Raw genomic sequence first — 21,653 nt, 5'->3', positions numbered from 1 at the left:
GGCGCGGCACCACTTCCTTGAAGCCCAAACCCTCGATCCTTCGAGACGGCCTTCGGCCTCCTCAGGATGAGGGTTTGATCTGCGGCTATTCCGCGGCTTCGGTCAGCACTTCGGCCTTCGACACCCGCGCGGCGCAGAACTTGAATTCCGGAATCTTGCCGAACGGATCGAGCGCCGGATTGGTCAGGATATTGGCGGCCGCTTCCGCATAACAGAAGGGCATGAAGACCATGTTCTCCGGCACGTCGCGATCGGAGCGCACTTTCAACTGGATCGCGCCGCGCCGCGTCTCGAGCCTGATGAAATCTCCGGCCCAGAGATCGAGGCGGCGCAGATCCTTCGGCGAGAGGAAGGCGACAGCCTCGGGCTCGAGATTGTCGAGCACATTGGCGCGCCGCGTCATCGAGCCCGTGTGCCAATGCTCCAATACGCGGCCGGTGGAAAGCACCATCGGATAGTTTTCGTCGGGCACTTCCGCCGGCGGCAGAACATTTGCCGGAACGATCTTGCCGCGCCCGCTTTCGGTCGGAAAGCCGGTCGTGAAGATGATCTCATTGCCGGGTTTGTCGGTCGCATCGGCCGGATAGGTGACGGCGCCTTCGCGCTCGAGCCTCTCCCAGCTGATGTTCTTCAACGACGGCATGGTTTTGGCCATCTCGGTATAGACTTCGCCGACGCTCTGATAGTTCCAGTCGTGTCCCAAGCGCTTGGCGATTTGCTCGATGATCCAGATATCCTGGCGCGCGTCGCCGGGCGGCGTCACGACCTGACGCGCCATTTGCACGCGGCGATCCGTATTCGTAAACGTGCCGACCTTCTCGGCGAAGGCGGAGGCCGGCAGGATCACGTCCGCGTGGAAGGCCGTCTCGGTGACGAAAAGATCCTGCACGACGAGATGATCGAGCATGGCGAGCGCGCCGCGCGCATGTTGCAGGTCCGGGTCGGACATCGCTGGATTCTCACCCTCGACATAGAGCCCGCGAATCTCGCCCGCATGGATCGCATTCATGATCTCGACGACGGTGAGGCCGCGTACCGGATCGAGCTTTTGATGCCAAAGCGCTTCGATCGGCTCGCGCAGGTCGGTGCGGCCGACCGGCTGATAATCCGGCAAGAACATCGGGATCAAGCCGGCGTCCGAGGCGCCTTGCACATTGTTCTGGCCGCGCAACGGATGCAGCCCCGTGCCCGGCCGGCCGATCTGGCCTGTGATGAGGGCGAGCGCGATCAGGCAGCGGGCATTGTCGGTGCCGTGAACATGCTGGCTGATGCCCATGCCCCAGAAGATGATCGAGCTGCGTGCCGTCGCATAAAGCCGCGCAACCTCGCGCAAGGTTTCGGCGTCAATGCCGCAGACGGGAGCCATTTTTTCCGGCGTGAACTCCTGGATGCGGGCCTTGAGCTCTTCGAAGCCCTCGGTATAGCCGGCGATATATTGATCGTCGGTCAGGCCTTCGTTGATGATCGTATTGATCATCGCGTTCAGCATGGCGACATCGCTGCCGGGCTTGAAGGCAAGGTGTTTATAGGCGTGCCGCGACAAGGTCTGCCGGCGCGGATCGATGACGATGAGCTTCGCGCCCTTCTTCGTCGCGTTCTTGATGAAGGTGGCCGCGACCGGATGATTGATCGTCGGATTGGCGCCGATGACGATGATCACTTCGGCGTCGGCCGCGGCCGAGAAGGGCGCCGAGACCGCGCCGGACGCTATGCCTTCGAAAAGCGCGGCAACGGAAGAAGCATGGCAAAGGCGCGTGCAATGATCGACATTGTTCGAGCCGAAGCCCGTGCGCACCAGTTTCTGGAAGAGATAGGCCTCTTCGTTCGAACCTTTGGCGGAGCCAAAGCCAGCCAGAGCCTTCGGGCCTTTCTCGTCGCGGATTTTCTTCAACCCATTGGCGGCGGCATCGAGCGCCTCTTCCCAGGAAGCTTCGCGGAAATGCGTCCAGGGATTGGCCGGATCGACCTGATCGTTCGGATCTTTCTTGGCGTTCGCCAGACGGATCAGCGGCTTCGTCAACCGATGCGGATGATGGATATAGTCGAAGCCGAAGCGGCCTTTCACGCAAAGCCGATTGTGGTTCGCCGGGCCGTCATGACCGTCGGCATAGACGATCTTGCCGTCATGAACATGGTAGTCGACCTGACAGCCGACGCCACAGAAGGGGCAGAGCGACTGCACGGTTTTTTCTGGATAGACCACGCGCGTTTGATGCTCGTCGAGATAGGCGGACGGCATCAAGGCGCCGGTCGGACAGGCTTGGACGCATTCGCCGCAAGCGACGCAGGTCGATTCGCCCATCGGGTCGTCGAAATCGAACACGATCTTCGAATTGGAACCGCGATGCGCCATGCCGATGACATCATTGACCTGGACCTCGCGGCAGCCGCGCATGCAGAGGCCGCATTGGATGCAAGCATCGAGGTTGACGCGCATGGCGGTGTGGCTCGCATCGCCGATCCAGCGCTTGGCGGCGGGGAAGCGGCTCTCGAGTACGCCTTCGGCCTCAGCCCAATGCCAGAACTTCGAATCGGGATCATGCGAAGTCTCGCGCGCGGGCTGATCGGCGACGAGCAATTCCATCACCATCTTGCGGGCCTTGACGGCGCGTTCGGTCGCCGTTTTCACCTTCATGCCGATGGAGGGCATGCGCTTGCAGGAAGCGGCAAGCACGCGCTCGCCTTCGACTTCCACCATGCAGGCGCGGCAATTGCCGTCGGCGCGATAGCCGGGCTCAGGCGAATAGCAAAGATGCGGGATCGTATTCCCCAGTCTTTGCGCGACTTGCCAGATCGATTCGCCGGGCGACGCTTCGACCAGCTGGCCGTCGAGTTCGAAGGTGATCTTATCGGTCATTCGGCTGCCTCTTTAGGTGCGAATTCTTCCGGGAAATATTTGATGACGGTCGTCAGCGGGTTCGAGGCCGCCTGGCCGAGACCGCAGATCGAGGCATCGCGCATGGCCTGACTCAATTCTTCGAGAAGCTCCTGATCCCAGACGGGCTCTTCCATGAGCAGTGCTGCCTTTTGCGTGCCGACGCGGCAGGGCGTGCATTGACCGCAGCTTTCGTCCTCGAAGAAGCGCATCAGGTTCAAGGCGGCGCCTTTGACGTCGTCTTGCTGCGACAGCACGATGACCGCGGCGGAGCCGATGAAGCAGCCGTATTTCTCGAGCGTACCGAAATCGAGCGGAATATCGTTCATCGTGGCAGGCAGAATGCCGCCCGATGCGCCGCCCGGCAGATAGGCGCGGAACGTGTGGCCTTCGGCCATGCCGCCGCAATATTCGTCGATCAATTGCTGGATCGTGAGACCGGCAGGCGCAAGCTTCACGCCCGGATTTTTGACGCGGCCCGAAACCGAATAGCTGCGCAAGCCGTGCCGATCGTTGCGGCCGTTCGAAGCCCACCAGTCGGCGCCTTTCTCGACAATGTCGCGGACCCAGAAGACGGTCTCGACATTATTGATGAGCGTCGCCTGGCCGAAGAGCCCGACCTGGAACGGGAAGGGCGGCTTGTGACGCGGCAGCCCGCGCTTGCCCTCAAGGCTTTCGAGCATCGAGGATTCCTCGCCGCAAATATAAGCGCCTGCGCCGCGGCGGAGGTAAATCACCGGTCCACCCGGCGGCAGCTTGGCGATCTCGCGGGTGAGGATTTCGCGCGCGGCCGGATATTCGTCGCGCAGATAAATATAGATCGCGGGCGACTCGACGACATGCGCGCCGATCAAGGCGCCTTCGAGAAAGCGATGCGGATCGCTTTCGAGATAGAAACGATCCTTGAAGGTGCCGGGTTCGCCCTCGTCGCCATTGATCGCCATCAAGCGGGGCGCGGGCTCGCTGAGCACGGACCGCCATTTGCGCGCCGTCGGAAAACCGGCGCCGCCGAGGCCGCGCAAATTGGCGCCTTCGAGCGCCTTCAGAAGATCTTCGGTTTGAAGCGCGCCGCTGCGCAGGCGCTCAAGCAGTTGATAGCCGCCCTTCGCCTTATAGTCCTCATAGCCGATGTAATTCGGAATCTCAGGATGCGTATGCCCAGCCTCCGCCGCGGCGAGCACGGCCGCGGGGGTCGCATGATCGACGTAGAAATGTCCAACTTCGGCGATGGGCGCGGTGTCACAACGCCCGACGCAGGGCGCGCGGACGACGCGCACATGCGGACCGGAGGCCGCCTTCAATTCGTGCAGAAGCTTATCGGCGCCGAGCAAGGCGCAGGTGAGCGAATCGCAGACCCGGATCGTCAGCGGCGGGACGGAAGGCTCGCCCTCCTTGATGACATCGAAATGCGCATAGAAGGTCGCCGTCTCGAAGACCTCGGCGAAGGAGAGTTTCATCATCTCGGCAAGGGCTGCGAGATGGGCTGCGGAAATCTGCTTATAAGTGTCCTGGATCAGATGCAGATGCTCGATCAGAAGATCGCGCTGGAGTGAACGGCCGGCGAGAAGATGCTCGATCTCTTCCAGCGCCTTCAGGTCGATCTGCCGGCCTTTGGGTGTCGCCTTGGCGCGCTTCGACCCTTCACCGGGATGCTCGAAGTGGCGGACGGTTTGATCTGCTGTATGATCCATATGATAGCGTTTCCGCGCTGGCCGCGACCGCATGGCGCATCGGGCGATATTTTTAAATATGTTCCGGCGGCGAAAGATGCTGTCTTTGTCGCGTCGAAGATCGCGTTCTAGAACCGTTCCATCTTTTTCCTTTCGGCGAGATGAAACAAGATAATTTTCATAAGAGTTGATAGATGTTTTCTATCGGCTGATAGAAAAAGCAACTTATAGGCTAAAATCTATACCAGAGCGCCGCGAGCGGCCCGAGTTCGCGGCCCGCATTTCTGCCGGCGACGGTCAGAAAGCCGCCGATCTGGCCCGACCAACGCGGGCTAAACGCATAAACGCCGCTCACCTGTTCTTTGTCCCAATAATAACTCGGATTTAATGGCGTTCGCCCGTCGGAGATCGCGGTGAAGTTCTGAACAAGAACCATGAAGACCGGCGTCACATGGACGCCTAGCGTGAGATCGGCGCGCCATTCATTTGGCGTGACCGTATCGTTCCAGCGATAGCCGGCCTCGAAATCGGCGAAACTGTCGTAGCCCCAAACCGCTGTGCTGATGCCGACGAGGCCGCGGATTTCGCCGGTCAAGCTATGGCTCTGGTCCAAGGACTTGGTGGCCGGATCGGTCTGCAAACCGAGCGGCGGACGCAAAAGGCCCTGAACCGAAAAGATCAAAATCTCCGTCTGATAGATTTTCAGACGCGCACCGATGGCCGTGTCGCCTATGCCAGTCGTATCTTGCGTGCGGCCTGGGATGGGAGCGGTTTGAATATGGTCGATCGACGGCGAGGCGACCAGCGTCAGCCATTCCGTCGCGCCATATTCGATGTAAGTGCCGAGTTCGAATTTTTGATAGGACGATACTGGGATCAATCTGTGACGATTGTCGAAAGCCCGCGTCGAGCCCGAGAAAGTCGCTGTGGTGATGATTTCGCCTTCGCCGGCAGGTGCGAGAAAAGCCCCGGCATGCGCGCCAGCCTGGGCGAAGACCATTGCCGCGGCAATAGACGCGACGGCCCGGACCAACACCTGAAAGATACGCAGAAGAGACACGAAAGCGACGCCGGAAATCGAAAACTAAAAGCAACGAGCAAAATCTTCCGCAACGTTATCTCAGTTGGCCGCTTTGCCAAGTCTTCCATCTGTCAAGGGGTCAGGTCCGATGAAAGCGGTGAATCATGGGGATGAATTGCCGGAAAAACGGGGAAAAGCCGTCACCTGGCCGGGCGTAACCTTCAGCATCTGCGCGTCGCCCGGCACGTCGGCGAAAGCCAGCGGGTCGGCGCCCGTCATCCAGACCTGTGCGCGCAAACTCGCGAGCGCCTCATAAAGCGCGATCCGTCGCGCCGGGTCGAGATGCGCCGCGATCTCGTCGAGCAGGATGATCGGCGCGATTCCGCTCATATCCGCGACGAGCCGCGCATGCGCGAGCACGATCGTGATCAGCAAGGCCTTTTGCTCGCCCGTCGAGGCCTGAGCTGCATCAAGCGCCTTGGCGGCGAATCGCACGTTGAGATCGCTCGCATGCGGTCCAATCAAGGTGCGGCCGGCGGCTGCGTCGCGGCCGCGCTGCTCGCGCAAAATCATCCGGTAATGATCTTCGACCTCCAGCGCGGGCCTTCCGCCGATCATAGGCTCGATCTCGCCTTCGAGCGAAAGCTCCGGCAACGGAAAAGCCGTGGCCTCGGCTGGCATTGTGGCGATGAGCGCCGAAAGGCGCGTGACCGTTTCATGCCGGGCCGCAGCGACGGCCACGGCCAATTCGGCGATTTCGCGTTCGACCGCATCGAGCCATTTGGCATCCGGCCGATGGTTGAAATCCTCGAGCAGGCGATTGCGGTTGCGCAGGGCGCGTTCGAGCGAGGCGACGCGGGTGCCATGTTCTGAATCGACCGCGAGCACGAGCCTGTCGAGAAAACGCCGCCGCTCGCCGGCGGAGCCGGAAAAGAGCCGGTCCATGGCGGGCGTCAGCCAGACCACGCGGACATGGTCGGCAAAGCTCTTGATCGATGCGACTGGCTCGCGGTCGATCCGGTAGCGGCGCAGCAAGCCATTGCCGTTCGGCGGATCTATGCCTGTGCCGAGCCGTACCGCGCCTTGGTCCGTATCGATATCGACCGACACCGCCCAGCCGCCGGAGCCTTGCGACGCGGCGCATTCGGCAAGTTCAGGCCGGCGCAGCCCGCGCCCGGCGGTGAGGAAAGACAAGGCTTCGAGAAGATTGGTCTTGCCGGCGCCATTGTCGCCGGTGAGCACGATCATCGGCGCATCGACGGCGAGGTCGAGGCTTCTGTAGGAGCGGAAATCCGTGAGTTGGAGGCGCCGAACCGCCGGACGGACGGAGCTCGAAGCCGGAAGCATTTGAGACGCCATGTGCTATCGTTTTCTTCGGCGCAATCGTTCTTTTGGAACGATCCTATAGCATGAGCGAGCTGCGGTCGGCATTGGACGACGCATTTCGGAGCAGAGACAATCCAACATGAACGACTTGCTCGATCAAATGCGTCAAAACCCTAGAGGCGACTGGCGCATCGACGACGTTAAGGCTGTTTGTGCCCAAAACGGCATAGCATGCCGAGCACCGAAAGGCGGCGGCTCCCATTACAAAGTGTTCTTTGACCGCATGCCTGAGATTTTGACCATCCCTTCCAAAAGGCCTATCAAACCAGTCTATATTCGCAAACTGGTGGCGTTCATTGACGCGGCAAGGGCCAGCACATGAGCGATCTTCGATATCCCATCCTGGTTGAGCCTCTTTCCCCGGAAGATGGCGGTGGCTTTGTCGCGCTTGTTCCAGACCTGCCGGGATGCATGAGCGATGGCGCCAGCCCCGAAGAAGCTGTCGTCAATGTCAAGGACGCCATTGAAGCGTGGCTTGAAGCGGCCGCTGAAGCCGGAAAAATCATTCCGGAACCATCCAAGCATTTGACGCGAGTCTAACGGCCGTATCCGGCGCGATGGCCCGCCATCTCAAAACTCCGGAGTCTTCCTGCCGCCCCCGTGCTGAAAGCGAGCTCTCCGCTCTTGTCGACCTATGGGTGGCGAGCTGGCAGAAAGCCATGCCGCAGATCGATTTCGAAGCGCGGCGAGACTGGTTTCGAGACCATCTGAGCGGCCTCGAAGCAGGCGGATTTCAAACAATCTGCGCTTTCGATATGCAAGGCATCATCGTCGGCTTCGTGACCGTCAACCCCAAGACGCACAATCTCGCTCAGCTTGCCGTGACACCTGATGCCTGGGGCTCTGGCTTGGCCTCGCAGCTTCTCGCCGAGGCGCGGCGCCTGTCACCCGAAGCGCTCGTCCTCGATGTGAATGAAGACAATCCGCGCGCCATTCGCTTTTACCAGCGCGAGGGTTTTGTGCGAACCGGCGAAGGCGTAAATGCCTTGTCGGGCCTGAAGACTTTAAGGATGCAATGGCGGCTTGGCCCTACGACTTAGGGCTGGATGCTAAAATTTGCTACTCTTTATGGAGTATGTAAATAGCTGTGCTCGTCGCCAAGCTGCGGGACGTTACATTGCCCTGCGCGGCAGACCAATCGACGGGACGTCATTTCTTGGACTGGCATGCGATCAATTTCGCCTATTCGATCTCGGGTTTCTTCGTCGGAATGCTCGTCGGGCTGACAGGCGTCGGCGGCGGCTCGCTCATGACGCCGCTCTTGGTTTTGTTTTTCGGCATAGCGCCGGCAACCGCCGTCGGCACGGACCTGCTCTATGCATCGATTACCAAATGCGGCGGCACGCTTGTCCATGCGTGGAACCGCACGATCGAATGGGGCGTCGTCGGCAGGCTCGCGGCGGGCAGCGTGCCTGCGACGATCGCAACTCTACTGTTCCTCAATTATCTTGGCACCAAGAGTCATGGCGCGCATGGCTTGATCACCAATGTCCTTGGCTTCGCGCTGATTCTGACGGCCATTACGTTGATCTTTCGCAAATGGATGCTGTCGCATCTCGCGCGCTATTCGGAAGGGCTTTCCGACTGGCACAGGACAGCGCTGACCGTTTTGCTGGGCGTGTTCCTCGGCGTGCTTGTTTCGATCTCATCGGTCGGCGCGGGCGCAATCGGCGTCACCGTGCTGATCTCGCTTTATCCGAACATGCGCATCGCGCATATCGTCGGCTCGGACATCGTCCATGCGGTGCCCTTGGCCTTCATCGCTGGCATCGGCCATTGGTGGTTTTTAGGCTCCGTCGATTGGGCGATGCTGATCTCGCTTCTGATCGGCTCCTTGCCCGGCATTGTCATTGGCAGCCTTTTGGCGGCGCATGTGCCAGACCGCATCCTGCGGCCGCTGCTCGCCGGCACGCTCGCAGTGGTGGGGATCAAACTGTCTTTTTGACCGCCGCAGGGAGCAACCATAGGGGATGTCTGTCAGCGGTTTCGCGCCGATAGGTTAGCCCCGCTCGCGCTGCGACGCTGAACACGCCAGGCAATTAGGGGCTGGCATCCCTTACAATTGGCGCTAAGCGCCGCCATATGAGATTATACTTATCGATCGTCGCCTCCAGTCATCACGCCTGAGATGAAGCAACGACAACGATCATGACCGAGAGCATGATCGCGGACTTGCGCAAGGAAGTCCCCGCCATTGCCGTGGGCGGCATGGATTACTAGACCGGCGTCTCATCCGAGAGCCTGAACCCGTTACGGCCACCGGAGAGGATCGCATGCCCACCCATCGCTTCAAGATCGGATCGGTCGTGACGCTATCTGCCGAAGGGCAGCCAGCCTCCACGGCCAGCCGCTATATCGTCGAAGCGCAGATGCCGCCCGTCGGCACGCAGCTTCAATATCGCATCAAGAGCGAGACGGAGAATTTTCGGCGGGTAGTCGTCGAACATCAGCTGACGTCCTTCTCGCTGTCACCCGTCACGGCGCCGACCGTTGGCCCCGGCTCGGAGGGTGCCTCCTGGCCCAGCGCCGCCGAAGAAAGCTGATCCTTCACCCTTCTTCCTCAGGAGCATTTCACATGGCCCAACTCATGCGCTTCGGGCGCCGAATCGCGCTTCCGTCCGCCCGCCAGATCAGGCACGAGCTTCTCATGATGATGCAGGACGATCAGCGGCGGCTCGCCGTGAAGACGCCCGACGTCGCGGCGCCGATGCCGTTACCCGGTGTGGAACCGCTAGCAGTCGCAGTTTGACGGCCAGTCAGTCCATGCTCATCCGCTACGGTTACGAGATCGCCATCACCTGCGCGCAACCGACGCCGATCATCTGCATGATGTCCGTCCAGGCCGACCGCCTGCAGGATCTCGTGGCGCCGGAAGTCGCGACGACGACGCCGTTCGTGCCGGTCGCCACCTACCATGACAGCTACGGCAACCTCTGCCGGCGCCTCGTAGCGCCGGCAGGCGATTTCGTGCTGATGGGCGATGCCACGATCAACGACTGCGGCGGCAGGGATCCTGTTTACGCCGATGCCAAGGAAATTGCTGTCGCGGAGCTGCCGAACGAGGTGCTGATGTTCCTCATGGGCAGCCGCTACTGTGAGACGGACCTGCTGAACCAGCCCGCCTGGGACCTGTTCGGCGGCCTCGCGCCGGGCTGGGGGCGCGTGCAGGCGATCTGCGACTTCGTTCACAATCACATCGTCTTCGACTATCAGAAGGCCTCCGCGACGCGCTCGGCCTTCGAGGTCTTCGAGGGGCGCGTCGGCGTCTGTCGTGATTTCGCCCATCTCGCGGTCGCTCTGTGCCGTTGCATGAGCATCCCCGCTCGCTACGTGAACGGTCACCTCGGCGATATCGGCGTGCCGGTCGTCGACCCGATGGATTTTAGCGCCTGGATCGAGGTCTATATCGGCGGCGAATGGCGGACCTTCGACCCTCGCAATAATGTGCCGAGAATAGGTCGCGTGGTCGTCGCGCGCGGCCGCGATGCGGCCGACGTCGCTATGATCACGAGTTTCGGGCCTCATCTGTTGAAATCGTTCCGCGTGTGGACCTACGAGGTAGACTCCGCGGCGGGATGAATGTTGCGCCCAAAGCGGACGACACTTCGACCGGCCTCGGCGATTCGGCCGTCTCAAGCAGCCGCCGTGCGCCCATCCTGCAAGGCAACCGCGCCCGTCTCGAATTGCAGCCGCGCGAGTTTCGCGTAAAGCCCGTCTTTGGCAACCAGCGTCTGATGCGTGCCTTCCTCGACGATCTTGCCATTGTCGATGACGAGGATGCGATGCGCTTTGAGCACAGTTGCGAGCCGATGCGCGATGACGAGCGTTGTCCGCTCGGCCATCAGCTTTTCGAGCGCCGCTTGTACGAGGATCTCGTTTTCGGCATCGAGAGCGGAGGTCGCCTCGTCGAGCAGAAGGATCGGTGCATGCTGCAAGATCGCCCGGGCAATCGCGAGCCTTTGCCGCTGGCCGCCCGACAAAGTGATGCCGCGCTCGCCGACCTGCGTGGCATAGCCTTCGGGCAAAGCCCGGATGAATTGATCGGCGGCGGCGCGTTCTGCTGCATCGCGCACGGCGGCTTCGCTCGCCTCCGGCATGCCGTAGCGGATGTTGTCCAAGATACTGATGCCGAAAATCACCGGATCCTGCGGCACGCTGCGGATATGGCGGCGCAGATCGGCCGGATCGACCGTCTTGATATCGACTCCGTCGATCAGAATCCGGCCGGAGGTCGGATCGTAGAAGCGCAGCAGGAGTTGGAAGAGCGTCGATTTGCCGGCGCCCGAAGGACCGACGATCGCGACCGTCTCGCCGCGTGCGACCTCAAAGCTCAGCCCGCGCAAAGCAGCGTCCCGCAGCCGCGACGGGTAGGAGAAACCGACGTCTTCGAAAGTGATCGTTCCCACCGATGGCACGGGCAAGACGGCTGCTGGAACCGGCGCGACGATCTTCGGCTCTATTTTGAGGATTTCGGCGATCCGCTCGGCTGCGCCAGCGGCGGCGGCGAGCTCGCTGCCGACCTCGCTCAATTGCCCGAGCGAGCTTGCGCCCAAAATGGCGTAAAGCACGAATTGCGACAGAAGGCCGCCGGTCATGCGGCCGGCCAACACATCTTGCGAGCCGAGCCACAGCACGGCGACGACGCTCGAAAAGGCCAGGAACAGGATAACGCCGGTCAGAATAGCGCGGGCACCGATGGCTGCACGCGCCGTCTCGAAGGCGTAATCGACGGCGCCTGCGAAACGCTTATTGGTGTCGGCTTGCGCGCCGAAGGATTGCATGACGCGAACCGCGCCGAGATTTTCGGTCGCATAGGCGGTCGCATCGGCCAGAGCATCCTGAGCCGCGCGTGAGCGCTTGCGCACCGTGCGTCCCGAGGCGACGAGCGGCAGCACGATGACCGGGATGGCGACCAGGACCAAGGCGGACAGTTTCGGGCTCGAATAGATCATGAGCCCGATGGCGCCGATAAACAGGAAGAAATTGCGCAGCGCCACGGAAGCTGAAGACCCAAACGCGGATTTCATCTGCGTCGTATCGGCGGTGAGGCGGGAGATAAGTTCGCCGGTACGCACGCTGTCGAAAAAGGTCGCGTCGAGCTTCGTCAGATGCGCGAACACATCGGTGCGCAGATCGGTGACCACCTGTTCGCCAAGCGTCATGACGAAGAAATAACGGAAGGCCGATGACAAAGCCAAAACGGCGACGACAGCGATAAGCGCGAAGAAATATGTATTTATGAGCTTGTCGCTTTGGGCGGAAAAGCCGAAATCGATCATGCGCCGGATTGCGAAAGGCACGACAAGCGTGGCAGCCGACGCAAAGGTCAAAGAGATGAAGGCGCCTGCGATGCGTGACTTGTACCGCAGGACATAGGGTAAAAGCGGAGCCAGGGCGCGGAGCGGCGGCTTGCGGGCGGGTTTTGCAGGTTCGGTCAAAGCTTCGGTTTCTTCGGTCATGGCTGCTTATACAGGCTCTCTTGCGCGGGCTCGATAGGAATTCGGTTTGCTTTGAGGCTTATCTCTCGAACATAAATAGCCCTTTGAGCGCCGAATACCGTCCCCTGGCGATGGGATCGGCCATAGATTTCGGGCGAATTTGAGAAGGTGCTCCCACATTCGCGTGATGGGGCCGGTCTAATTTGCCATCTGCGGGCTGGCCGGTTGCCCAAATCTGAGCAGAAATGATATGCCCATCCGGCGAGGGGGCAATATTTCCCAATTTACGGGTCCGGGGGCGAGGCGGCGTGGCAGGTGACAAGGTATTGGTCACGGGAGCCTCAGGCTTCGTCGGGTCCGCGGTCGTCAAGGCTTTGCTAGCCGCAGATTATTCGGTTCGCGTCTTCTTACGGCGGACGAGCCCGCGCATCAACCTCGCAAATCTCGATGTCGAAATCGCCGAAGGCGACATGTGCGACGCCGTATCCGTCGCGCAGGCGGTGGCTGGCACGAAATTTCTCTTTCATCTGGCCGCCGATTACCGGCTCTGGACCCGCAGGCCCGAAGAGCTGATACAGACTAATCGCGAAGGCACGCGCAATGTGATGAAGGCCGCGCTGGATGCCGGGCTGGAGCGCGTCGTCTATACGAGCAGCGTCGCGACCCTCGCATTGCCGGTTTGCGGCAGCCCCGCGGATGAGACGATGCGGCACACGGAGACCACGGCGATCGGCGCCTATAAGCGCAGCAAGGTGGCGGCCGAGCGGGTTGTCGAGGAGATGATCGCGAACGAGCGCCTGCCGGCGGTGATCGTGCATCCCTCGACCCCCATAGGTCCACGCGATGTCAAACCGACGCCGACCGGCCGCATCATCGTCGAGACGGCATTGGGACATGTGCCGGGCTATGTCGACTCGGGCCTCAATCTCGTCCATGTCGACGACGTGGCGGAAGGGCATATTGCAGCGCTTCGCCGCGGCAAGACGGGCGAGCATTATATCCTCGGTGGACAGAACGTGCCGCTTGCGACCATGCTGTCGGAGATCGCCTGCCTGAGCGACCGCAAGCCGCCGCGGGTCCGTCTGCCGCGGCCTCTCCTTTATCCCTTTGCATTGGTGTCGGAAGCCGCAGCCCATATAACCGGCCGCGAGCCTTTCTTGACCGTGGATGGATTGCGCATGTCGAAGCATCGGATGTTTTTCAGCTCGGCCAAAGCCGAACGGGATCTCGGCTATAGCGCGCGGCCTTATGGCGAGGCGCTGGCTGAAGCCGTGAGCTGGTTTCGCGAACATGGGTATGTGCGATGAGCTTCGTGCCGCCGCCGCCTTCGAAGACGCACAAGGATGAAAATTTCCCTGTTGCCTCGGTTTTGATCGCGCCGGCGCATCGTGCCACGATCATGGCCTTCTATCGCTTCGCTCGCAGCGCCGATGACGTCGCCGACGATCCCGTGCTGACGGCGAAAGAAAAACTATTCGCCCTCGACGATTTCGAGTCGACTTTGAAGGGCAGAACGGATGTCATCTCTGACGCCGTGCCTTTGCGGCTGGCGCTCGCCGAACACAATCTTTCGCCCCACCACGCACTCGATCTCTTGCAGGCGTTCCGCATGGATGCCGTCAAGAAGCGCTACGAGACCTGGGACGAGTTGATGCTTTATTGCGCCTATTCGGCCGCGCCCGTCGGGCGTTTCGTGCTCGACGTCCATGGTGAAAGCGAATCGACCTGGCCGGCGTCGGACGCGCTTTGCGCGGCTCTGCAAATCATCAACCATCTGCAGGATTGCGTCGCCGATTACCATAATATCGATCGCGTCTATATCCCGCTCGATGGCCTGACCCAGGCCGGCTTCGGCGTCGAGGCTTTGGATCTGCCGGCGGCACCTCCGGCGCTGCGCGCCTATCTCAAAAGCCTCGCGGAAAAAACCAACGGGCTCGTGGCGCAAGGCGCCGCTTTGCCGGGGCAGGTGAGGGATTTCCGGCTTTGCCTTGAAACCGCGATCATCGTAAAGCTCGCGCAGACGCTGACGCAGCGTCTCATTGCCTATGATCCATTGAGCGAGCCCGTGCGTTTGACGAAACCCGGTTTCTTGATCTGGACTCTCGCCGGCGTCGCGTCCGGCTTGAGAACCTTCGCGCGCCGCAAGCCGCGCAGCGCGGAGGGCGATCCGTCATGAGCGACGTCGCGGTTTCATCGCCGCCTGATGCGGCGCAGCGCGCCAGCAAAAGCTCGTTTTACACGGCGATGCGCATTCTGCCGAAGGCGGAGCGCGAGGCCATGTTCGAGATCTATTCGTTCTGCCGCGCGGTCGATGATATCGCCGACGATGGCGGGCCGAGGCCGGAGCGCGCGGAGCAATTGAACGTCTGGCGCACGGACATTGACGCGCTGTATGCCGGCACGACACCTCCAGCCCACCTCGCGGCCTTGGCTGAGGCGATCCGGGCGTTCGATCTTCAGCGCGAGGATTTCCATGCCGTCATCGACGGTATGGACATGGATGTCGCTGCCGATATCCAAGCACCGGACTTTGCGACGCTCGATCTTTATTGCGACCGTGTGGCAAGCGCGGTCGGGCGTCTTTCGGTCAATGTCTTCGGGGTGCCCCGCGCGCATGGACGCGATCTTGCGCACCATTTGGGCCGGGCCTTCCAATTGACCAATATTTTGCGCGATGTCGATGAGGATGCCGAAATCGACCGGCTTTATCTGCCGCGCGAAGCGCTCGAAGCTGCCGGCATTCATTCCACATCGCCGAAGGAGGTCGTGGCGGATCCGGCGCTGGGTGCTGCCTGCCAACCCGTCATCGAAAAAGCCAAGGCGCATTTCGCGACGGCCTATGAGGTGATGGCGCTGTGTCCCCGGGTGAGCGTCAAAGCGCCGCGCATCATGGGGATCGGCTATCACGGCATTCTCGACAATCTGATCGCGCGCGGTTTCGCAGCGCCGCGCAAGCGCGTCTCCGTGTCGAAGCTCCGCCTCCTGCTCGCAATAGTGCGATACGGCTTTCTTTGATGCCGCGTCCCAAGGTTCATATTATCGGTGCCGGCCTCGCGGGTCTGGCCGCGGCGGTGCGGCTTGCCGACGGCACCCGCGACATCGTGGTTTATGAAGCCGCGCGCCAAGCCGGTGGCCGCTGCCGGTCTTATTACGAACCGGCGCTCGATCTCACCATCGACAATGGCAATCATCTGCTGTTGTCGGGCAATTATGCGGTGCGCGATTTCTTAAAGCGCATCGGCAGCGAGAACGCGCTCGAGGGGCCGAAGGACGCGCGTTTTCCTTTTGTGGATCTCGCGACCGGCGAAAGCTGGGTCCTGCATCCGAATGCCGGCCCCATCCCATGGTGGATTTTCGTGCCGGGACGGCGCGTGCCGGGCACCAGGGCCAAGGATTATCTCGGCCTGCTTCGCCTCCTCATGGCTCGCGACGGGCAATCGCTCGGCGAAGCGATGACCTGCGAAGGGCTTCTCTATGAGCGCCTGTGGCAGCCTTTTTTCTTGGCCGTGCTCAACACGGAACCGAAGGAGGGGGCGGCTGTATTGGCGGCGGCTGTCACGCGCGAGACCTTGATGAAAGGGGCTGGCGCTTGCCGCCCGCTGGTCGCGGTCAAGGGCCTGACCGCGGCCTTCATAGAGCCCGCCTTGCGCCATCTTGCCGCTCACAAAGCGGACGTCAGGTTCGAACACCGCCTGCGCGCCTTTGCTTTCGCGGACGCTCGTGTGTCGGCGCTGGAACTCGACGAGAAACACATCGCCGTTGAGGCGGAAGACGCGATCATCCTCGCCGTGCCGGCACCCGTCGCAGAAGACCTTATGCCCGGCCTTGTGGTACCTCAGTCCTTCCGGGCCATCGTCAATGCGCATTTCAAGATCGCGCCGCCGCCGTCGCTGCCGCCGATTCTGGGCGTCATCAATGGTCTGACGGAATGGCTTTTTACCTATCCGGACCGGCTTTCGGTAACGATCAGCGGGGCGGACCGGCTGCTCGACGTGGGGCGCGAAGAGCTCGCCGAAAGAATCTGGGCCGACGTGACACAATTGACACATATTGCGGGGCCGCTTCCCGCGTGGCAGATCATCAAGGAAAAACGGGCGACTTTCGCGGCGACGCCGGAGGAAGAAGCCAGGCGACCGGGACCAATAAGCAACTATGCCAATCTTTTCCTTGCCGGGGATTGGACAGCGAATGGTTTGCCAGCCACAATTGAAGGCGCTATCCGCTCGGGAAACCGGGCGGCGGATGAATATCTTCGTACGCGATAGGAATGCCCGTTAACGGGAAACAGCACAGCTCGCCACGTGTTTGTAGAAGCGTTAAGAACCTGTCTGAGGACATGTCGATGTCGGGTGACATTGAACGTCTTCAGAGAACCTAGGCAATGATCGTGAGAGACACGCGTTTTTCGGACATAGCCACAATCGAAGAGGCGCCGGAACCGCGCTTGAGCGATCTCGATCAGAGTATCGCGCAGGCGACGCATGCACTTCTCTCCGAGCAGCGTCCGGACGGGCATTTCGTGTTCGAGCTCGAAGCCGATGTTTCGATTTCGGCCGAATATATTCTCTTCAAACATTATTTCGGCGACGAGCTGGACGCGGCTCTCGAAGCCAAGATCGGTCACTACCTGCGGCGCGAACAGGCAGCGCATGGCGGCTGGCCTTTGTTCAAGGACGGTGGCTTCAATACCAGTTCCAGCGTCAAAGCCTATTTCGCTTTGAAGGTGATCGGCGACGCGCCGGACGCGCCGCATATGGCGCGGGCCCGCGAAGCCATTCTCGCGCATGGCGGCGCCGCCATGACCAATGTATTCACCCGCGCGCTGCTTGCGCTGTTTGGCGAAGTGCCATGGCGCGGCATTCCGGTCATGCCGATCGAAATCATGCATTTGCCGCGCTGGTTTCCGTTTCACCTGACGAAAGTGTCCTATTGGGCGCGCACTGTTCTCGTGCCGCTGATGGTGGTGAACAGCTTGAGGCCCAAGGCGCGCAATCCGCGGGGCATCACCATCTCGGAATTGTTTGTCGAGCCGCCGGAGCTTGTGCGCCATTGGCCGGCGGGGCCGCATCGGACATTTCCCTGGACGGCGATCTTCGCTGCGATCGACAAAGTCTTGCAGCGCGCCGAACCTTATTTTCCGAAGCGCTTGCGCAAGAGCGCCGTCGATAAGGCCGTGGCCTTCGTGGACGAGCGTTTGAACGGAGAGGAGGGGCTTGGCGCCATCTATCCGGCCATGGCCTATTCGGCCATGATGTATGATGCGCTTGGCTTTCCGGCGGACGAGCCGCGCCTTGTCCAGGTCAAGAAGGCGATCGATCGCCTCTTGGTGATCAAGGCGGACGAAGCCTATTGCCAGCCTTGCGTCTCGCCCGTGTGGGATACGGCTCTCGCCTGCCACGCGCTGATCGAAGCCGATGCGGAAAAGACCGCGGCGCCGGTTCGCGCCGGGCTCGACTGGCTGCTGCCTTTGCAGGTTCTTGATGTCGCTGGCGACTGGGCTGCGCAAAAGCCGAAAACCCGTCCGGGCGGCTGGGCGTTTCAATATGCCAATGCCTATTATCCCGATCTCGACGATACCGCTGTCGTCGTGCTCGCCATGGATCGCGCACGTACCCGCCTGCCGGCGCAAACGCACTATGATCAGGCGATCGCACGCGGCCGTGAATGGGTCGAAGGCATGGCCAGCGCCAATGGCGGCTTCGGTGCTTTCGACGCCGACAACGATCACGAATATCTGAACAATATTCCATTCGCCGATCATGGCGCCCTGCTCGATCCGCCGACGGCCGACGTGACCGCACGGTGCATCTCCATGCTGAGTCAGCTCGGTCAGACGCCCGATCGGAACGCGATCGCTGCAAGGGCTGTTGATTACCTGTTGCGGACTCAGGAAAAAGATGGAAGCTGGTACGGCCGTTGGGGCATGAATTACATCTATGGCACTTGGTCGGTGCTTTGCGCCTTGAATGCCGCTGGAGTCGAGGCGCAGCATCCGGCCATATGCAAGGCCGTGTCTTGGTTGAAGTCCATTCAAAACACGGATGGCGGTTGGGGAGAGAGCGGCGAAAGCTATGCTCTCGGCTATGCGGGTTACCAGGTGTCTCCCAGCACGTCGTCACAAACGGCATGGGCGTTGCTTGGATTGATGGCTGCCGGAGAGGTCGATGATTCGGCGGTTGCGCGAGGGGTGTCTTATTTAGCGCGCACACAAGGGGGCGATGGGTTTTGGCAAGAGCAGCTTTTTACAGCGACAGGCTTTCCAAGGGTCTTTTATCTGCGTTACCACGGGTATTCGAAATTCTTCCCGCTCTGGGCTCTGGCACGGTTTCGAAATTTGAAACGCGCCAACCATCGCTCGGTCCCGGTCGGGATGTAACGGCACCTGTGATCGCAGTAACGGGCCTCATTGCGGAAGCGCGGGCCGCCTACGGTCCTGATATCCGCGTGCTGTCGGGGGGCGGCGACGCGGTGCAGCTGGCGTCGGATCTCGAAGAAGCGGTCGCAGGCGAAGCGGCGGCCATCATCAGTTTCGGCATTGCCGGCGGCCTTGCGCCCGGCCTCAAGCCCGGAACCTGCCTCATCGCGCGTTCGGTCCTGACGGCCGAAGGCGAGCGTTATTACGCAGATGCCGCCTGGGCCCGGAAATTATCGCTGGCGGTTGGCGGAGCGCCGATCGTCGATTTCGCCGGTGTCGATACGCCGGTCGTCGGGCCTGCCGCGAAACGCGCGCTGCATGTCAGCACGGGTGCCGTCGCAGTCGACATGGAATCCCATATCGCCGCGCGTATGGCGTCGAAGCATAATCTGCCCTTCGTCGCTTTTCGCGTGGTCGCCGATCCGGCCGAGCGGCAATTGCCGCATGCGGCGCTTGTCGGCATGCGCCGCGACGGCTCGGTGGCGATAGGCGCTGTCTTGAGTTCGATCATTCGCCAGCCGCGGCAGATCCCGCTGCTGGTGCGCACGGCGCTCGATGCGCGGACGGCCTTTTCGGCTCTATTCCGCGGCCGAGAGATGCTGACGGGAAGCTTCGGTTTCGGAGATTTCCGCGAGCTTCTCCTCGACGTGCCGAGAGAAAACATATTCAGCGGGTCTTTGCCCGTCTAACGGAATATCGGGCGCCATCGGACCTTCGGTCCTGATGCCGCCGATCGCGACCGCGAGAGCATGCAGAGGATGCGCGAAAGCATCCTCGACGGCGCTAGCCTCGAAGCCACAATGGACCATGCAGTCGGCGCATTTCTCGTAATTGCCGGTGCCGTATGTGTCCCAATCGGTATCGTCCATCAGCTCCCTGAAGGTCTTCACATAGCCTTCGCCGAGGAGATAGCAGGGGCGCTGCCAGCCGAAAACCGTGCGCGCCGGATTGCCCCAAGGGGTGCATTGATAGGTCTTGTTGCCGGCGAGGAAATCGAGAAAGAGCTGCGACTGGAAAAACGGCCAGGCCTTGCCGCGGCGGCCGAGCCGGAAGATGTCGCGGAACAGATCCTTGACCTTGGTCCGGTTGAGGAAATGCTGCTGGTCGGGCGCCCGCTCATAGGCATAGCCGGGCGAAACCGTGATGCCTTCGATGCCGAGCTTGGTGACGTCGTCGAAGAAGGCTGCGACCCGCGCCGGCTGGGCATCGCTGAAGAGCGTGCAATTCACGGTGACCCGGAAGCCAAGCTCCTTGGCTTTCTTCAACACGGCAATGGCGCGGTCATAGACGCCGGCCTGACAGACCGAACGGTCGTGCATGTCCATGTCGCCGTCGAGATGGATCGACCAGTTGAAATAACGGTTCGGCTTGTAGAGATGCAGGTTCTTCTCAAGCAGAAGCGCATTGGTGCAGACGGTGACGAATTTGCGCCGGGCGATCGCGCCTTCGACGATCTGCGGCAATTCACGATGCAGCAGGGGCTCGCCGCCCGCGATGACCACGACGGGCGCGCCGCATTCGTCGATCGCACCGAGGCAATCTGCAAGCGGCAACCTTTGGTTGAGAATCTCGTCGGGATAGTCGATCTTGCCGCAGCCGGCGCAGGCGAGGTTGCAGCGGAACAAGGGCTCGAGCATGAGGACGAGCGGAAACCGCCTGCGCCCCAATAGTTTCTGCCCCAAGACATAGGCGCCGATCTGCGCCATTTGCAGTAGTGGAATACCCAATACTCGGCCCCCGAGTGAAGATCAGTGCCCGCGACTCATGCTTCGATGAGTTCGGGGGGCAATCTGAATTCTATGTCTTCTTCGACGCCAGGCAACATCGAAACTTCGATGGGCCCGAGGTCACGCAAGGCTTCTATAACATCGTGAACCAGCACCTCCGGTGCCGAGGCGCCGGCCGTGATCCCAATGGCTTTTGCGCCTTTCACCAGACCGAGATCAAGTTCATTTTTATCCGCGATGAGATAGCTCGGTATGTCGGATTCCGCGCCGATTTCGCGCAGGCGATTGGAATTGGAGCTGTTTTTCGCGCCGACCACGAGGATCACATCGACGAGCTTCGACAGTTCACGGACCGCCGACTGGCGGTTTTGCGTCGCATAGCAGATATCTTTTGTATTGGGCCCGATTATGTCCGAAAAACGCCGCTCCAGCGCCGTGATCACGGATTTTGTGTCGTCGACGCTCAGTGTGGTCTGTGTCACGTAAGCCAGGGGCGTATCCTGCCGCAAGGCTAGTTTTTCGACGTCGGCTTCGGATTGGACCAGATGAACGGGACCTGGAATGCGGCCCATCGTGCCTTCGACCTCCGGATGGCCGGCATGGCCGATGAGCACGACGGTGCGGCCTTCCTGGACGTAACGTTCGCCTTGGCCATGCACCTTGGCGACGAGCGGGCAGGTCGCATCGAGGATTGGCAAGCCAAGTTCGGCCGCTTCCTCTTCCACGGAGCGTGCAACGCCGTGAGCGCTGAAAATCGTCCGGGCGCCGCGCGGGACTTCGGAGAGATTCTCGACGAAGCGAGCGCCCTTGGCCTTCAAGGTTTCAACGACATAACCGTTATGAACGATCTCGTGGCGCACGTAGATCGGTGCGCCGTATTTTTCGAGCGCCCGTTCCACGATCTCGATGGCACGGACGACTCCGGCGCAAAACCCCCGCGGCTGAGCCAAGATGACCTTCATCGAAAAGTCCTAGTTAGACCGCTAGTTAAACCGTAGGTGGCCTTTTTCTCTTGCCCCAAGCTTGTAGTGATGACAATGACATTGTCAAACAACAAGGTATGTCGCGCCGCAGGGTTGGTTAAAGGCCCTCCTTGATGGGATGGCGTCGAAAAATTTTTC

Annotated in this window: 20 protein-coding genes; 13 read left to right on the top strand and 7 right to left on the bottom strand. The window is 61.0% G+C overall.

Going from position 1 to position 21,653, the window contains the following annotated elements; all coding sequences use genetic code 11:
• Positions 1 to 85: 85 nt before the first annotated feature.
• From fdhF to recF, 4 genes are all read right to left on the bottom strand, one after another.
• The gene (gene fdhF, locus A3OQ_RS0119725) at positions 86 to 2,857 is read right to left on the bottom strand and encodes a formate dehydrogenase subunit alpha (protein ID WP_020177170.1); all 2,772 of its coding nucleotides are present in this window, start codon (positions 2,855 to 2,857) and stop codon (positions 86 to 88) included.
• Positions 2,854 to 4,566, bottom strand: a complete 1,713-nt coding sequence (locus A3OQ_RS0119720; RefSeq protein WP_020177169.1) for an NADH-ubiquinone oxidoreductase-F iron-sulfur binding region domain-containing protein — start codon at positions 4,564 to 4,566, stop codon at positions 2,854 to 2,856. The genes fdhF and A3OQ_RS0119720 overlap by 4 nt, the downstream gene beginning before the upstream one ends.
• 211 nt (positions 4,567 to 4,777) lie before the next feature.
• Positions 4,778 to 5,605 (bottom strand): transporter, encoded by an 828-nt coding sequence (locus tag A3OQ_RS0119710; RefSeq protein WP_152428540.1) that lies wholly within the window; start codon positions 5,603 to 5,605, stop codon positions 4,778 to 4,780.
• A gap of 123 nt (positions 5,606 to 5,728) precedes the next feature.
• Entirely contained in the window at positions 5,729 to 6,925 is a 1,197-nt protein-coding gene (gene recF, locus A3OQ_RS0119705; protein WP_244427199.1) for a DNA replication/repair protein RecF, read from the bottom strand.
• A 106-nt stretch (positions 6,926 to 7,031) separates the two neighbouring features.
• On the opposite strand from recF, the gene A3OQ_RS0119700 reads away from it, so the two are divergent.
• The 7 genes from A3OQ_RS0119700 to A3OQ_RS0119665 all read left to right on the top strand — a co-directional run bounded on the left by A3OQ_RS0119700 (position 7,032) and on the right by A3OQ_RS0119665 (position 10,531).
• Positions 7,032 to 7,274: a hypothetical protein gene (locus A3OQ_RS0119700; RefSeq protein WP_020177165.1), complete on the top strand. Its 243-nt coding sequence runs from the start codon at positions 7,032 to 7,034 to the stop codon at positions 7,272 to 7,274.
• Positions 7,271 to 7,492 (top strand): type II toxin-antitoxin system HicB family antitoxin, encoded by a 222-nt coding sequence (locus tag A3OQ_RS0119695; protein WP_020177164.1) that lies wholly within the window; start codon positions 7,271 to 7,273, stop codon positions 7,490 to 7,492. The genes A3OQ_RS0119700 and A3OQ_RS0119695 overlap by 4 nt, the downstream gene beginning before the upstream one ends.
• 17 nt (positions 7,493 to 7,509) lie before the next feature.
• Positions 7,510 to 7,992 carry a GNAT family N-acetyltransferase gene (locus A3OQ_RS0119690; RefSeq protein WP_083931629.1) on the top strand — a complete coding sequence of 161 codons (483 nt, stop codon included), beginning with the start codon at positions 7,510 to 7,512 and terminating at the stop codon, positions 7,990 to 7,992.
• A gap of 131 nt (positions 7,993 to 8,123) precedes the next feature.
• Positions 8,124 to 8,897, top strand: coding sequence for a sulfite exporter TauE/SafE family protein (locus A3OQ_RS0119685; RefSeq protein ID WP_026596040.1), 774 nt, complete (start codon positions 8,124 to 8,126; stop codon positions 8,895 to 8,897).
• A gap of 328 nt (positions 8,898 to 9,225) precedes the next feature.
• Positions 9,226 to 9,495 (top strand): hypothetical protein, encoded by a 270-nt coding sequence (locus A3OQ_RS23110; protein WP_020177161.1) that lies wholly within the window; start codon positions 9,226 to 9,228, stop codon positions 9,493 to 9,495.
• A gap of 32 nt (positions 9,496 to 9,527) precedes the next feature.
• On the top strand, positions 9,528 to 9,701 hold the full coding sequence (locus A3OQ_RS24750; protein ID WP_020177160.1) for a hypothetical protein: 174 nt from the start codon (positions 9,528 to 9,530) through the stop codon (positions 9,699 to 9,701).
• Positions 9,702 to 9,715: 14 nt separating this feature from the next.
• Positions 9,716 to 10,531, top strand: a complete 816-nt coding sequence (locus tag A3OQ_RS0119665) for a transglutaminase-like domain-containing protein (RefSeq protein WP_020177159.1) — start codon at positions 9,716 to 9,718, stop codon at positions 10,529 to 10,531.
• Positions 10,532 to 10,584: 53 nt separating this feature from the next.
• Here A3OQ_RS0119665 and A3OQ_RS0119660 read toward each other — a convergent pair whose 3' ends face one another.
• Positions 10,585 to 12,411 (bottom strand): ABC transporter transmembrane domain-containing protein, encoded by a 1,827-nt coding sequence (locus A3OQ_RS0119660; protein WP_020177158.1) that lies wholly within the window; start codon positions 12,409 to 12,411, stop codon positions 10,585 to 10,587.
• Positions 12,412 to 12,698: 287 nt separating this feature from the next.
• Here A3OQ_RS0119660 and hpnA point away from each other — a divergent pair, with 287 nt between their 5' ends.
• The 6 genes from hpnA (at position 12,699) to A3OQ_RS24170 (ending at position 19,494) form a co-directional block, all read left to right on the top strand.
• Positions 12,699 to 13,697 (top strand): hopanoid-associated sugar epimerase, encoded by a 999-nt coding sequence (hpnA, locus tag A3OQ_RS0119655; protein ID WP_026596039.1) that lies wholly within the window; start codon positions 12,699 to 12,701, stop codon positions 13,695 to 13,697.
• Positions 13,694 to 14,566 carry a squalene synthase HpnC gene (hpnC, locus tag A3OQ_RS0119650; RefSeq protein WP_020177156.1) on the top strand — a complete coding sequence of 291 codons (873 nt, stop codon included), beginning with the start codon at positions 13,694 to 13,696 and terminating at the stop codon, positions 14,564 to 14,566. The genes hpnA and hpnC overlap by 4 nt, the downstream gene beginning before the upstream one ends.
• Positions 14,563 to 15,405 (top strand): presqualene diphosphate synthase HpnD, encoded by an 843-nt coding sequence (hpnD, locus tag A3OQ_RS0119645; RefSeq protein WP_020177155.1) that lies wholly within the window; start codon positions 14,563 to 14,565, stop codon positions 15,403 to 15,405. Before hpnC ends, hpnD begins: the two co-directional genes overlap by 4 nt.
• Positions 15,405 to 16,655, top strand: coding sequence for a hydroxysqualene dehydroxylase HpnE (gene hpnE, locus A3OQ_RS0119640; RefSeq protein WP_020177154.1), 1,251 nt, complete (start codon positions 15,405 to 15,407; stop codon positions 16,653 to 16,655). Before hpnD ends, hpnE begins: the two co-directional genes overlap by 1 nt.
• Positions 16,656 to 16,771: 116 nt before the next feature.
• Positions 16,772 to 18,766: a squalene--hopene cyclase gene (gene shc, locus A3OQ_RS0119635; RefSeq protein WP_020177153.1), complete on the top strand. Its 1,995-nt coding sequence runs from the start codon at positions 16,772 to 16,774 to the stop codon at positions 18,764 to 18,766.
• Between the two features lie 8 nt (positions 18,767 to 18,774).
• Entirely contained in the window at positions 18,775 to 19,494 is a 720-nt protein-coding gene (locus A3OQ_RS24170) for a phosphorylase family protein (protein ID WP_083931627.1), read from the top strand.
• Here the strand turns inward: A3OQ_RS24170 and hpnH are convergent.
• Both hpnH and ispH read right to left on the bottom strand, forming a co-directional pair.
• Entirely contained in the window at positions 19,384 to 20,532 is a 1,149-nt protein-coding gene (gene hpnH / locus A3OQ_RS0119625; RefSeq protein WP_026596036.1) for an adenosyl-hopene transferase HpnH, read from the bottom strand. The two genes, A3OQ_RS24170 and hpnH, sit on opposite strands and share 111 nt — an antisense overlap.
• Positions 20,533 to 20,567: 35 nt before the next feature.
• Complete coding sequence (gene ispH, locus A3OQ_RS0119620; protein WP_026596035.1) at positions 20,568 to 21,494, bottom strand: 4-hydroxy-3-methylbut-2-enyl diphosphate reductase; 927 nt, start codon at positions 21,492 to 21,494, stop codon at positions 20,568 to 20,570.
• Positions 21,495 to 21,653: the final 159 nt, after the last annotated feature.

Source organism: Methyloferula stellata AR4, assembly GCF_000385335.1.
GTDB lineage: Bacteria > Pseudomonadota > Alphaproteobacteria > Rhizobiales > Beijerinckiaceae > Methyloferula > Methyloferula stellata.
This window is presented reverse-complemented; position numbering and strand designations above follow the sequence as displayed.

Bases quoted from the DNA above. Each gene is read 5' to 3' on its own strand.
- A3OQ_RS0119700 (WP_020177165.1), top strand. From the start codon at position 7,032: ATGAACGACTTGCTCGATCAAATGCGTCAAAACCCTAGAGGCGACTGG.
- fdhF (WP_020177170.1), bottom strand. From the start codon at position 2,857: ATGACCGATAAGATCACCTTCGAACTCGACGGCCAGCTGGTCGAAGCG.
- A3OQ_RS0119660 (WP_020177158.1), bottom strand. From the start codon at position 12,411: ATGACCGAAGAAACCGAAGCTTTGACCGAACCTGCAAAACCCGCCCGC.
- A3OQ_RS24750 (WP_020177160.1), top strand. From the start codon at position 9,528: ATGGCCCAACTCATGCGCTTCGGGCGCCGAATCGCGCTTCCGTCCGCC.
- A3OQ_RS0119690 (WP_083931629.1), top strand. From the start codon at position 7,510: ATGGCCCGCCATCTCAAAACTCCGGAGTCTTCCTGCCGCCCCCGTGCT.
- hpnD (WP_020177155.1), top strand. From the start codon at position 14,563: ATGAGCGACGTCGCGGTTTCATCGCCGCCTGATGCGGCGCAGCGCGCC.
- A3OQ_RS0119720 (WP_020177169.1), bottom strand. From the start codon at position 4,566: ATGGATCATACAGCAGATCAAACCGTCCGCCACTTCGAGCATCCCGGT.
- A3OQ_RS23110 (WP_020177161.1), top strand. From the start codon at position 9,226: ATGCCCACCCATCGCTTCAAGATCGGATCGGTCGTGACGCTATCTGCC.
- recF (WP_244427199.1), bottom strand. From the start codon at position 6,925: ATGGCGTCTCAAATGCTTCCGGCTTCGAGCTCCGTCCGTCCGGCGGTT.
- shc (WP_020177153.1), top strand. From the start codon at position 16,772: ATGATCGTGAGAGACACGCGTTTTTCGGACATAGCCACAATCGAAGAG.
- A3OQ_RS0119695 (WP_020177164.1), top strand. From the start codon at position 7,271: ATGAGCGATCTTCGATATCCCATCCTGGTTGAGCCTCTTTCCCCGGAA.
- A3OQ_RS0119665 (WP_020177159.1), top strand. From the start codon at position 9,716: ATGCTCATCCGCTACGGTTACGAGATCGCCATCACCTGCGCGCAACCG.
- hpnE (WP_020177154.1), top strand. From the start codon at position 15,405: ATGCCGCGTCCCAAGGTTCATATTATCGGTGCCGGCCTCGCGGGTCTG.
- hpnC (WP_020177156.1), top strand. From the start codon at position 13,694: ATGAGCTTCGTGCCGCCGCCGCCTTCGAAGACGCACAAGGATGAAAAT.
- ispH (WP_026596035.1), bottom strand. From the start codon at position 21,494: ATGAAGGTCATCTTGGCTCAGCCGCGGGGGTTTTGCGCCGGAGTCGTC.